Annotated in this window: 7 protein-coding genes; 5 read left to right on the forward strand and 2 right to left on the reverse strand. The window is 72.0% G+C overall.

What is annotated here, in order from left to right:
• The first annotated feature begins 9 nt into the window (after positions 1-9).
• Positions 10-2,184, forward strand: coding sequence for a fatty acid oxidation complex subunit alpha FadJ (gene fadJ, locus ADEH_RS02100; RefSeq protein WP_011419467.1), 2,175 nt, complete (start codon positions 10-12; stop codon positions 2,182-2,184).
• A gap of 122 nt (positions 2,185-2,306) precedes the next feature.
• On the opposite strand, the gene ADEH_RS02105 is transcribed toward fadJ, so the two are convergent.
• Positions 2,307-4,655: a collagen-like protein gene (locus ADEH_RS02105; protein ID WP_011419468.1), complete on the reverse strand. Its 2,349-nt coding sequence runs from the start codon at positions 4,653-4,655 to the stop codon at positions 2,307-2,309.
• Positions 4,656-5,376: 721 nt separating this feature from the next.
• Here ADEH_RS02105 and ADEH_RS02110 point away from each other — a divergent pair.
• Positions 5,377-6,279: a sensor histidine kinase gene (locus ADEH_RS02110; protein ID WP_011419469.1), complete on the forward strand. Its 903-nt coding sequence runs from the start codon at positions 5,377-5,379 to the stop codon at positions 6,277-6,279.
• Positions 6,272-6,964 (forward strand): response regulator transcription factor, encoded by a 693-nt coding sequence (locus ADEH_RS02115; protein WP_011419470.1) that lies wholly within the window; start codon positions 6,272-6,274, stop codon positions 6,962-6,964. The genes ADEH_RS02110 and ADEH_RS02115 overlap by 8 nt, the downstream gene beginning before the upstream one ends.
• A 56-nt stretch (positions 6,965-7,020) precedes the next feature.
• Here ADEH_RS02115 and selA read toward each other — a convergent pair whose 3' ends face one another.
• Positions 7,021-8,496 carry an L-seryl-tRNA(Sec) selenium transferase gene (gene selA / locus ADEH_RS02120; RefSeq protein ID WP_011419471.1) on the reverse strand — a complete coding sequence of 492 codons (1,476 nt, stop codon included), beginning with the start codon at positions 8,494-8,496 and terminating at the stop codon, positions 7,021-7,023.
• 80 nt (positions 8,497-8,576) lie between these two features.
• Between selA and nuoL the strand changes: the two genes are divergently transcribed.
• Positions 8,577-10,607: an NADH-quinone oxidoreductase subunit L gene (gene nuoL / locus ADEH_RS02125; protein WP_011419472.1), complete on the forward strand. Its 2,031-nt coding sequence runs from the start codon at positions 8,577-8,579 to the stop codon at positions 10,605-10,607.
• 3 nt (positions 10,608-10,610) lie between these two features.
• Positions 10,611-12,239 carry a complex I subunit 4 family protein gene (locus tag ADEH_RS02130; protein ID WP_011419473.1) on the forward strand — a complete coding sequence of 543 codons (1,629 nt, stop codon included), beginning with the start codon at positions 10,611-10,613 and terminating at the stop codon, positions 12,237-12,239.

The following is a 12,239-nucleotide window of genomic DNA, read 5'->3' on the forward strand; positions in this document are numbered from 1 at the left end:
GAGGGACGCATGATGTCGGCTGAGGCGATGACGGCGGGCCAGGGCGCGTCGCGGTACTTCCGCGTGGAGGTCGCCGGCGGGGTCGCGACGCTGGTGCTCGACGAGCCGGGCGAGCGCGTGAACACCGTGCACCCCGAGGCGATGCGGGAGTTCGCCGCCCACCTCGACCGGCTGGAGAAGGACGAGGCGGTGAAGGCGATCGTCGTCGCGAGCGGCAAGCCCGACGTCTGGGTGGCCGGCGCGAAGGTCGAGCTCATGCAGGGCGCGAAGGACGCCGCCGAGGCGGAGCGGCTCTCGCGCGACGGGCAGGCGCTGTTCGACCGGGTGGAGCGCTGCCGGAAGCCGGTGGTGGCCGCCATCCACGGCGCCTGCCTGGGCGGCGGGCTGGAGTGGGCGCTCGCCTGCCACTACCGGATCGCCACCGATCACCCGAAGACGTCGCTCGGCCTCGTCGAGGTGCAGCTCGGGCTCATCCCCGGCGGCGGCGGGACGCAGCGGCTCTCGCGCCTCATCGGCATCCAGCCGGCGCTCGACCTCATCCTGGCCGGCAAGACGGTGAAGGCGCGCAAGGCGCTGAAGCTCGGCCTGGTGGACGAGGCGGTCCCGCCGCCCCTGCTGCTGCAGGTGGCGCAGGAGCGCGCCGCCGCGCTCGCCTCGGGCAAGCTGCGCCGCGCCCCGCGCCGGGCAGGCGGGGCGGTGGAGCGGGTCACCCGCGCCGCGCTGGAGGAGAACTTCCTCGGGCGCGAGGTGCTGTTCCGCCAGGCGCGGAAGCTCACGCTCGCGAAGACGAAGGGGCACTACCCGGCGCCGCTGCGCGCGCTCGAGGCCGTCGAGTACGGGTACGCGAAGGGCTTCGAGAAGGGGCTGGAGAAGGAGGCGGAGCTGTTCGGGAAGCTCGCCATGACGCCGGAGGCGCGCCGGCTCATGGAGATCTTCTTCGCCACCACCGCGCTCAAGAAGGACAACGGGGTGGACGACCCCGCGGTGAAGGCGCGCCCGGTCTCGGTGGTGGGCGTGCTGGGCGGCGGCCTGATGGGCGGCGGCATCGCCTACGTGACCGTGAACGCCGGGCTCCCGGTGCGCCTGCGCGAGCGGGACGACGCCGCCGCGGCGCGAGGGGTGGCGGCGGTGCGCGGCGTCCTCGACGAGCGGGTGAAGCGCCGGTCCATCGACCGGCTGGAGCGCGCCGAGAAGCTGCGCCTCCTCACCACGACGACGGACTGGTCCGGCCTGGAGCGGGTGGACGTGCTCGTCGAGGCGGTCTTCGAGGACCTCTCGCTGAAGCAGGAGATGGTGCGCGCGTTCGAGGCGGTGAACCCGGGGGGCATCTTCGCCTCCAACACCTCGTCCATCCCCATCGGCCGCATCGCCGAGGCGTCGCGTCACCCCGAGACCGTGCTCGGGATGCACTACTTCTCGCCGGTGAACAAGATGCCGCTGCTCGAGGTGATCGTCACCCCGCGCACCGCGCCGGAGGTGACCGCCACCGCGGTCGCGCTCGGCAAGAAGCAGGGGAAGACGGTCATCGTCGTGCGCGACGGGCCCGGCTTCTACACGAGCCGCATCCTCGCGCCGTACATGAACGAGGCGGCGCACCTGCTGGTGGAGGGCGCGGCGATCGAGGACCTGGACCACGCGCTGGTGGCGTTCGGGTTCCCGGTGGGCCCCATCACGCTGCTCGACGAGGTGGGCATCGACGTCGGCGACAAGGTCGGGAAGATCCTGCAGGAGGCGTTCGGGGCGCGCATGGCGCCGCCCGCGGCGCTGCACGACGTGGTGAAGGCCGGGCGCCTCGGCCGCAAGAACAGCAAGGGCTTCTACACCTACGGCGGCAAGGAGAAGCGCGTGGACGAGACCGTCTACGACCTGCTGCCCGGCGGCCGCCGCCGCAAGCGCGTCGCCGCCGACGAGATCCAGGAGCGGCTGGTGCTGCAGCTCGTGAACGAGGCGGTCCGCTGCCTGGGCGAGGGCATCCTGCGCTCGGCCCGCGACGGCGACGTCGGCGCGGTGTTCGGCCTCGGGTTCCCGCCGTTCCGCGGCGGGCCGTTCCGCTGGGCCGACGCGGTGGGCACGAAGGCGCTGCTCGAGCGGATGGAGAAGCTGCGCGCGCGGCACGGCGACCGCTTCGAGCCGGCGCCGCTGCTCGCCGAGCTGGGCCGGACGGGCCGGCCGTTCCACGGCTGAGGACCGGCCGCGCACCCTGGAACTGCGAGAGGCGAGCCGGTCACCCGGCTCGCCTCTCTTCACTTCGTCGCTGCGACTTCAGCGTGGGCGAGGCGGGCCGGAGCCCACCTCGCCCGGGTCGCCTACTGGAACTGCGCGAACAGCTTCGTCACGGCGTCGAGGAAGTCCGTGGAGGACGTCGCGGACGACGTCTCCACCATCGTGCCGAACGTCGCGGTGTGCGCGTTGAACGAGGCGAGGTCGCCCGCCGCGTCGGCGTTGATCATCTGCGCGCGGTGGCAGGAGCCGCAGGCGCGCGAGCCGGGCCCGGTCACGTACATCGGGACGGTGCCGATGGCGCGATCCTTGCCGGTGATCGTGGCGGAGGCGGAGAGCAGGCTCGGCATCGAGAGCTGCTGGTCCGGCACCTCGAACTTGCCGGCCTCGTGGCACGAGCGGCAGTTCAGGATGGTGAAGTTCGGGTAGGTCGAGCCGACGTGGTGCTCGTACTCCATCGCCGCGACCGGATCCGCGAAGTCCACGTTGCGGATGTCGAACGCCTGGAACGAGTGGATGGCGTGCACGTAGGAGTCGATCGAGCGGGACTGCATCTCCAGGTGCGAGCCGCCGCTGCCGACCACGTGGCAGGCGCGGCAGCCGACGACGCCGGCGGCGCCGTACGCGGGGTGGTGGAACGAGGTGGCGAGCGCGTCGTGGCAGTTGTTGCAGCCCGACGTCGCCACGATGTCACGGCCGTAGGCCGCGTCGTCGGCGACGAGCGCGCCGGCCGCGAGGTCCACGGTCTTCGACACGCCGGCGACCGCGATCTCCGGGTTCGTGTCGGAGACGGCCGCCGTCTGGTCCAGGCCGACCACCGGCAGGACGACCACCTCGACGCGCTTCACGACGCCGCTCGCGATGAGGTCCGCCCAGGTAGACAGGTCGGCCGTCGCGGTCCACGCGGTGTTGCCGGCCGTCGCCAGGGGGGCGACCGCCAGGCGCGGGCTGTTGTTCGTCGCCGCCTCGGTCCACTCGAGGTTGCGCAGGCCGCCGGTGGAGCCGTGGCCGCTGACGATGAAGTCCTTGGTGTCGTAGCCGTACAGGCTGACCACGACCGTCGGCTTCACGAGCGCGTTCGCCGCGGCGCCGGCCACCGAGAAGTCCACCGTGAGGACGTTCGTCGCCGCGGTGAAGGTCACGCCGTCGATGGCGGTCGTGAAGCTCGCCGAGTGCTTGACGCCCGCGCTCGCGTAGATCTTGGGGTCGTAGCCGAGGTGGATCTGGCTGAACTTCGGCGCGATCCCGTTCACGTCGCGGTGGCACTCGCTGCAGTCACCCGTGTACGTGTAGTAGTCGATGTTGTGCGGGACGATCGCGCTGAGCGCCGGGGCGTTCGCCTCGGTGCCCACCACGGGGTGGCAGCTCTTGCAGGTCTTCAGCGTGAAGTACTGCTGCGTGAGGATCCGGTCGAGCTTGCCCTCGTGGCACATCACGCAGTTCGCCATCGTCTGCGGGTACGGGAACTCCATCGCGTGCGACATGTGCGTGTCGTTCACGATGGTCGCGACGTACGCGTACTTCGTCTGCTGCTCGGCGCTGTAGATCGTCTCGCCCTCCGCGTCCACCGTGAGCGCGGCGGCCGCGGCCGGGTCGTCGCCGAGGATCTGGAAGACGAAGTCCGTGCCCTCGCGCTGGTCGGTGTGGCAGGCCTTGCAGGCCACCATGTCCTCGAGGCCGGCGACCGTCGCCTGGCGGTAGCCGTGCTTCGCGTACGGCGCCGGGTGGCACTTCTCGCAGCCGGAGACGTTCGCGACGGACGAGTAGGTCCAGGTGCCGTACTTCACGCCGGCGCTGGCCACGTTGTCCATCAGGTTGTAGTGGCCCTCGGCCGGCAGGATCAGCTTGTCGCCGAGGTACAGGTACACGAACGCGTTCGAGCTCTCGGGTGCGAAGGCGACGCCCGAGGCGGTGGAGGTGTACCGGCCCGGAACGCCGTCCACGGCGGCCGGCGTGCCCCAGCTGAACGCGGTGGCGGTCACGAAGCCGAGCGCGGCGTCGTACTGCGTCGCCGTGAAGCGCTTCTGCTTCAGGGCGCCGATGCCGGCCGTGTACGGAGCGCCGTTGTAGGTGACGTCGAAGGTCAGCACGGAGTTGAAGGTGCCCTCCGTGGCGCCCGGCGCGCTGGCGACGGTGATGCCGGAGATCACCAGCTTCGTGGTCTCCGGATTCAGGCCGTCGGCGAAGTTGTCGTAGATGGCCTGGTGCTGCGTGCCCGCCGTGGCGTGGCACACCGCGCAGGACTCGGGCTTGGCGATGGCGGCGGCGTCCTTGCCGTCCTGCCCGTTCTGGCCGTTCTGGCCGTTCGTACCGTCCGTGCCGTCCTGGCCCGGAGGACCCTGGGGCCCGACGCTCCCGTCCGACCCCTTGCACCCAGCAAGCGCGAGCACGCCGGCGAAGAACAGCGCGCCGCTGTACCGCATCAGTTTTTGCATGGCGTGAAGCTCCCAAGCGTGGATAGGGCAATAGCGCCCCCGAATCCGATCGCGGCGCGAGTCTACCAAGGCGAGACTCATTGGCCAGACGATTGCGTATTTTTCCTGCGGTCGGCGGCGTCGTTCGCGCAATACAGCGAGATCTCGCGCCTTTCGGGCCTGCGACCCCTCGCCGCGCTCCGCGGAACGGGGGTGGGCGATTCTGTCCAGGCCGCAATCTGGAGGCCCCGGGTGACGCAAATCAATCCTGGCCGCCCGCAACGACCTCGCCGCGCGTCGCGGTGCGCGCGCCGCGGTGGGACCGCGATCTGGCGGCCGTTTCGCGCGATCGCCGCGCCGGGCACCCCGCGGCGATCCGCCGCGGGGATTGCGCGGTGCGCGCAATCGCGCGGTCCGTCCTGCAGCGGCGTTCCCCGCGGGCGCTAGCCAATGGTGGCGAGCCGTCCCGGGGCGCCGGCGCGCGGCCGGATCGCGGCCGTGCGGGCGAGGGCTTGCGGCCCGGGCGCCCCGCCGCGGGTGGTGGCCGCCCCGGCGGCGCCAGGATTGCGCAGGGCCCTCGCAGTGATTTCGCCGCGATCAATCGGCCCTGACGCGCGAGGCCAATTCCGGCGCGCCGGCCGGGCGGGCGGCGGCCCGGCCGCCGCGGGCGGGCGGACCGGGGCGTTCCGGGGCGGAGGCGGCGGGCGGCAGCCCGGCTTAAGATGCCGCGCCAGAGGGCCCCTTGAAGCTCCGCCACGTCCTTCCGCTCATCATCGGCTTCGTCTTCGTGCCCGCCGCCCTCATGCTGACGGTGGGGATCCTGATCCTCGTCTACGGCTCGGTGGCCCGGGACTACCTGTTCGGCATCCTGATCGTCTCGCTGGTCGGCACCACCATCATCGGCAGCGCGGCCACCCTGGCGGTGCTGTTCCGAGAGGCGCGCGTCGCGAAGCTGCAGACCGACTTCGTGAACAAGGTGAGCCACGAGCTCCGCACCCCGCTCACCTCCATCCGCATGTTCGTCGAGACGCTCCAGCTCGGCCGCCTCCAGGACCCGCAGCGGCAGCGCGAGGCCCTCGAGATCGTCGCGGAGGAGACCGCGCGGCTCTCCGGGCTCATCAACCGCCTGCTCGACTGGGCGCGCATGGAGTCCGGCCGGCGCGTGTACGAGCTCTCCCGGCAGCCGCTCGGCCCGATCCTGGACGCGGCGCTCGCCGCGTTCGAGCCGCAGCAGCTGCACCACCCGGTGCAGCTCGAGCTGGACCTCCCGTCGCGCCTGCCCTCGGTGATGGCGGACCGCTCGGCCCTGGTCGAGGCGGTGCTGAACCTGCTCAACAACGCGTTCAAGTACACCGGGGCGGAGAAGCGGATCCGGCTCTCGGCCGTGGCGAGCGGGCCCACCGTGACCATCGCCGTGACCGACAACGGGCCCGGGATCCCGCAGCGCGACCAGAAGCACGTGTTCGACAAGTTCTACCGGGCCTCCGACCCGCTCAAGCGCACGGTGGAGGGCACCGGGCTCGGGCTGGCCATGGTGAAGCACATCGTGATCGGGCACGGCGGGAAGGTGTCGGTCGAGAGCGAGCCCGGGCGCGGCGCGACCTTCGTCATCGCGCTGCCGGTGGCCGGAGGGACCCATGGCTGAGCGGATCCTGGTGATCGAGGACGACCCGTCCATCCTGCGCGGCCTGCAGCTCAACCTCGGGATGGAGGGCTACACGGTCCGGTCCGCGAGCGACGGCGAGACCGGGCTGCAGCTGGCGCGCACCGAGCAGCCGGACCTGGTGGTGGTGGACGTGATGCTGCCGCGCATGGGCGGGCTGGAGGTGATCCGGGAGATCCGCAAGGAGGACCCCGAGCTCCCCATCCTCATCCTCTCGGCGAAGAACCAGGAGACCGACAAGGTCGCCGGGCTGCAGCTCGGGGCCGACGACTACCTGGGCAAGCCGTTCGGGCTGAAGGAGCTGCTCGCGCGCATCGACGCGCTGCTGCGCCGGCGGCGCTCGCGCGGCGAGGGCGCGCAGCCGAAGGCGATCCGCAGGGCGGGGGAGATCGAGCTCGACCTGGACGCCCGGCGCGCGCTGGTGGACGGCCGCGCGCTCGAGCTGACCAGCCGCGAGTTCGACCTGCTCGCGTTCTTCGTCACCCACCCCGACCGCGTCTACTCGCGCGAGCAGCTCATGGAGGCGGTGTGGGGCTCGCGCTACTTCGGCACCGCCCGCACCGTGGACAACTTCGTGGCCCGCCTGCGCGCGCACATCGGCGACGACGCCGAGCAGCCGCGCCACCTGGAGACGGTCCGCGGCATCGGCTACCGGTTCAATGTTTGAACGGGGACTGCGTCCCCGCCCCACGGAGCGGAGCTCCGCGGGGCCCGTGGCCTCCGTCAGCCGGCCAGCGCGGTCCGCACCGCCGCGATGAGCGCCTCGTCCTCGCCGGGCATCACCGTCCGAGCATCGAGCACCACCCGGTCCTCCTCGATGCGGCCGATCACCGGCGGATCCGCGCGGCGCAGCCGGGCGGCGAGCGCGTCGGGGGCGCCGGGCAGCGAGAGCACGGAGGTGGGGAGGGTGACCTCGGGCAGCGAGCCGCCGCCCACCGCCGAGCGGCTCGGGCGCACCGCGCAGCCGGCGCCGGCCGGCCCGAGCGCCGCGAGCCAGCCGCGCGCCCGCGCCTCGAGCGCCTCCGGCGCGGCCGCGATGGCGCGCCACACCGGGACCTGCTCGAGCGCCTCGCCGCGCTCGTAGTGCGCGAGCGTGGCCGAGAGCGCCGCGAGCGTCACCTTGTCCACCCGGAGCGCGCGCATGAGCGGGTGGCGCTTCACGCGCGCGATCGCCTCGCGCGTGCCGCACAGGATCCCGGCCTGCGGGCCGCCCAGGAGCTTGTCGCCGGAGAAGCACACCAGGTCCGCGCCGGCGCGGATCCGCTCCTGCACGGTCGGCTCGGCGCCCAGGCCGAACGGCGCCGTCTCGAGGAGCGTGCCCGAGCCCAGGTCGTCCACCACCCACAGCGCGCGGCGGCGGCCGAGGTCCACCAGCTCCTCCAGCGGCGTGTCGTGCACGAAGCCGGACAGGCGGAAGTTGGACCGGTGCACCGCCAGCAGGATGCGCGTGCGCGGGCCGACCGCCGCCTCGTGATCGCGCAGGTAGGTCCGGTTGGTGGTCCCGACCTCCACGAGCGCGGCCCCGGAGCGGCGCAGCACGTCCGGGATGCGGAAGCCGCCGCCGATCTCGACGAGCTGCCCGCGGGAGACGATCACCTCGGGCAGGCCCGGCTCCGCCTCCCCGCGGCCGGGTGCGGCCAGCGGGCGCACCCCCGCCTCCCCGCCGCCCGACCGATCCGGCGGCGCGTCCATCAGCGCGGCGAGCGCCAGCATGACCGCCGAGGCGTTGTTGTTCACCGCCACCGCCGCCTCGGCCCCCGTCAGCCGGCACAGCGGCGCCTCGGCGTGGCCGTACCGGTCCCCCCGCTCCCCCTCCGCGAGGTCGTACTCGAGGTTGGCGTAGCCCCGCGCCGCCCGGCCCATGGCCGCGATCGCGGCCTCGGACAGCGGCGCCCGGCCCAGGTTGGTGTGGATCACCACGCCGGTCGCGTTGACGACCGGCCGGAGCGACCCCCGGGCGTCCTCCCGGAGGCGGTCCAGGAGCCCTGCCTCGATCGCCTCGGGGGAGGGGCAGGGCTCCCCCGCCAGCACCGCCGCCCGGTGGCGATCGAGCTCGGCCCGGACGGCCTCGAGGACCGGGCCGCGTCCCAGCGTCTCGACCAGGCCGGCGCGATCCGCCGCGTCCACCAGCCGATCCGTCCGCGGGAGCCCTCGCAAGGCCGAGCCGGCGGGCCCGGGGGAGAATTTTGGAGTGGTCATGTCCGCTTGCTCCCGGAGGTTTTCGGCCGACAAGACCCTTGCTAGAGCGGCTCTATGAAGGTAATCCTTCGCCCCACTCTATGCCCTCGATCGTACCCTCTCCCGCTGCGGCAGAGTCCTATCTGTGGGCCATCATCCTGTTCCCGCTCGCGGGAGCGATCGTCAACGGTCTCACCGGTCGGAGGCTCGGCCGCGGGAACGTGACGGTGATCGCCATCGGCGTGATGGTGGGCGCGTTCCTCGTCTCGTCGGTCGCGTTCTACCACGCGCTGACGGGCACGGTGCTCCGGTTCCGGGGTGAGCCCTGGATCCAGGTGACCGGCGCCGACGGCCGCACGATCGTCTCGATCGGCTGGGGCCTGCTCGTGGATCGCCTGTCGGCGACGATGATCATGGTCGTCACCGGCGTGGGCACGCTCATCCACGTCTACTCGGCGTCGTACATGTCGCACGAGGACGACGCGGGCTACGCGCGCTTCTTCACGTACCTGAACCTGTTCGTCGCGGCGATGCTCACGCTCGTCCTCGGCGACTCGCTCATCCTCACCTTCGTCGGGTGGGAGGGCGTGGGCCTCTGCAGCTACCTGCTGATCGGGTTCTGGTACACCGACCCGGCCAAGGCGTACGCCGGCCGCAAGGCGTTCGTCACCAACCGCATCGGCGACTTCGGCTTCCTGATCGGGGTCTTCGCGCTGTTCTCGATCTTCGGCACGGTCGGCTACGCCGACCTGCAGTCGCTCGCGCACGGCGTCGATCCCGCCGCCGCGATCCAGACCGGCGTGTTCGCCGGCCGCACCTACCAGGCCGCCGTCACCTTCGCGCTCATCGGCCTGTTCGTGGGCGCGTGCGGCAAGAGCGCCCAGCTGCCGCTCTACGTGTGGCTCCCCGACGCGATGGCCGGCCCGACGCCGGTCTCCGCCCTGATCCACGCCGCCACCATGGTGACCGCCGGCGTGTACCTGGTGGCGCGCAACGCCTACCTGTTCTCGCTCGCCCCGGCGGCCATGGCCACGGTCACGATCGTGGGCGCGGCCACCGCGCTGTTCGCGGCGCTGATCGCGTTCGTCCAGACCGACATCAAGAAGGTCCTGGCCTACTCCACCGTCAGCCAGCTCGGCTTCATGTTCATCGGCGTCGGCGTCGGCGCCTGGTGGGCCGGCGTCCTGCACCTCGTCACCCACGCGTTCTTCAAGGCCTGCCTGTTCCTCGGCGCCGGCTCGGTGATGCACGGGATGCACGAGGACACCGACATCCGGAACATGGGCGGCCTCGCGAGGAAGATGCCGCACACCGCGGCCACGTTCGGCATCGCCACGCTCGCCATCACCGGCTTCGTGCCGCTGTCCGGCTTCTTCTCGAAGGACGCGATCCTCGGGAACGCGCTGTTCAGCCACAACCCGGCCTGGCACCAGGTCGGCCAGATCGCGTACGTGCTCGGCTCGCTCGCCGCGCTCGGCACCGCGTTCTACATGTCGCGCCTGTTCTTCCTGACGTTCACCGGCAAGCCGCGCACCGCGGCGGCCGCGCACGCGCACGAGTCGTCGCCGGTCATGTACGTGCCGCTGTGGGTCCTCGCGATCCTCTCGATCGTGGCCCTGCTGCTCGGCCTCCCCGGCCACGGCCCGCTCGCCGAGGTGTTCGCGCGCTTCACCGAGCCGGTGTTCGCGGCCGGCACCGAGCGGCTCCACGAGGTCGGCCACCTGCACGCCGGCGCGCACCCGGCCTGGCCGTTCGCCGCGGCCTGGGCGCTCGCCGCGGTGGGCACGCTCGTCGCGTACCTCATGTACGCGGGCGCGCTCCGCGCCGCCCCGGCGGCCCTGGCCCGCACGTTCCCGCGCCTGTACCAGTTCGCGGTGGACAAGTTCCGCGTGGACGAGCTGTACCAGATGGTGGTCATCGAGCCGCTCAAGACCGCCGCCTACCTGCTCTGGCGCATCGTGGACGTGTTCGCCATCGACGGCCTGGTGGTGAACGGCGTGGCCCGGCTGGTGGGGTACGCCGGGTCGGTGCTCCGGCTCGCCCAGAACGGCGACGTGCAGCGCTACGCCGCGATCATGGTGGTCGCCGCGGCCGTCATCCTCTGGACCGTGGTCGGCGCAGGAGGGCGCTAGCTCGTGAACCTGCTCACCGTCGTCACCTTCCTCCCGCTGCTCGGCGCGCTCGCGATGGTGCTCGTCCCGCGGGACGAGCCGTCGCAGCACCGGGCGCTCGCGCTGGTGGTCTCGCTCGTCACGTTCGCGCTGTCGCTGGGCCTCTGGTTCGGCTTCGACGCGAGCCCCGGCGCGCCCGAGTTCCAGTTCGAGCTCATGATCCCGTGGATGCCCACCATCGGCATCGGCTTCCACGTCGGCCTCGACGGCGTGGCGCTGCTCCTGTTCATGCTCACCACCGTGCTCATGCCGGTGGTGGTCCTCTCCGCCTGGAAGGCGGTGGGCGACCGCGTGAAGGAGTTCATGATCGCGCTGCTGGTGCTCGAGAGCGCCATGCTCGGCACCTTCATCGCGCTCGACCTGGTGCTCTTCTACGTGTTCTGGGAGGCGATGCTCATCCCGATGTACCTGCTCATCGGGATCTGGGGCTCGCAGAACCGCCTCTACGCGACGGTGAAGTTCTTCGTGTACACGTTCGCGGCCAGCGTGCTGATGCTGCTCGCCATCCTGTACGTGTACTTCCACGACGGCGGCACGTTCGACTACGTCGAGGCGCGGCGCGCGCTGGCGGTGACGCCCGGCGCGGCGAGCTGGCTGTTCCTCGCCTTCGCGCTCGCCTTCGCGGTCAAGGTGCCGATGTTCCCGCTGCACACCTGGCTGCCGGACGCGCACACCGAGGCGCCCACCGCCGGCTCGGTGATCCTGGCCGGCGTGCTCCTGAAGATGGGCACGTTCGGCTTCTTCCGCTACGCGCTGCCGCTCTTCCCGGAGGCGGCGCTGCAGCACCGCAACCTGGTCGCGGTGCTGGCGGTCATCGGCATCATCTACGGCGCGCTCATGTCGCTCGTGCAGACCGACATGAAGCGGCTGGTGGCCTACTCCTCGGTCTCCCACCTCGGCTTCGTGATGCTGGGCCTGATGGCCCTCTCCGCCGAGGGGATGACCGGGTCCGTCTACCAGATGCTGAACCACGGCGTGTCCACCGGCGCGCTGTTCCTCCTGGTCGGCATGCTCTACGAGCGGCGCCACACCCGCCTCATCTCGGAGTACGGCGGCATCGCCAAGCGCGTGCCGGTGATCGCGGCGGCGTTCGTGATCGTGACGCTCTCCTCGATCGGCCTCCCCGGCACGAACGGCTTCGTGGGCGAGTTCCTGATCCTGTCCGGCACCTGGCTCTCGCGCCTGGGCGGCTCGGCGGTGTTCGCCACGGTCGCGGCCCTCGGCGTCATCCTGGGCGCGGTCTACATGCTGCTGCTCGTCGAGAAGGTGTTCTTCGGGCCGAACCAGAACGCCGCGAACCACCACCTCCCGGACCTCTCCGTCCGCGAGGGCTTCGTGCTCGCCCCGATGATCGCGCTGATCGTGGTGATGGGCCTGCTGCCCGGGCCGTTCCTGGCGCCGGCCAAGCCGGCGGTGGACCGGCTCATCCAGCGCTTCCAGGTGGCCGAGGCGCGCCTCGGCAAGGGGCCGCAGGTGGGCACCGCGGTGCCGGCGGTGATGGTCCGCGCGCCCGCGCCGGCCCCGGCGGCGGAGCCCGCCCCGCTGCCCGCGCCGGCGCCGGTCCCGCTCCAGCAGCCCGGAGGGAACTACTGA

This window comes from Anaeromyxobacter dehalogenans 2CP-C (genome assembly GCF_000013385.1).
Classification (GTDB): domain Bacteria; phylum Myxococcota; class Myxococcia; order Myxococcales; family Anaeromyxobacteraceae; genus Anaeromyxobacter; species Anaeromyxobacter dehalogenans_B.

Bases quoted from the DNA above. Each gene is read 5' to 3' on its own strand.
- fadJ (WP_011419467.1), top strand. From the start codon at position 10: ATGATGTCGGCTGAGGCGATGACGGCGGGCCAGGGCGCGTCGCGGTAC.
- ADEH_RS02105 (WP_011419468.1), bottom strand. From the start codon at position 4,655: ATGCAAAAACTGATGCGGTACAGCGGCGCGCTGTTCTTCGCCGGCGTG.
- ADEH_RS02115 (WP_011419470.1), top strand. From the start codon at position 6,272: ATGGCTGAGCGGATCCTGGTGATCGAGGACGACCCGTCCATCCTGCGC.
- selA (WP_011419471.1), bottom strand. From the start codon at position 8,496: ATGACCACTCCAAAATTCTCCCCCGGGCCCGCCGGCTCGGCCTTGCGA.
- nuoL (WP_011419472.1), top strand. From the start codon at position 8,577: ATGCCCTCGATCGTACCCTCTCCCGCTGCGGCAGAGTCCTATCTGTGG.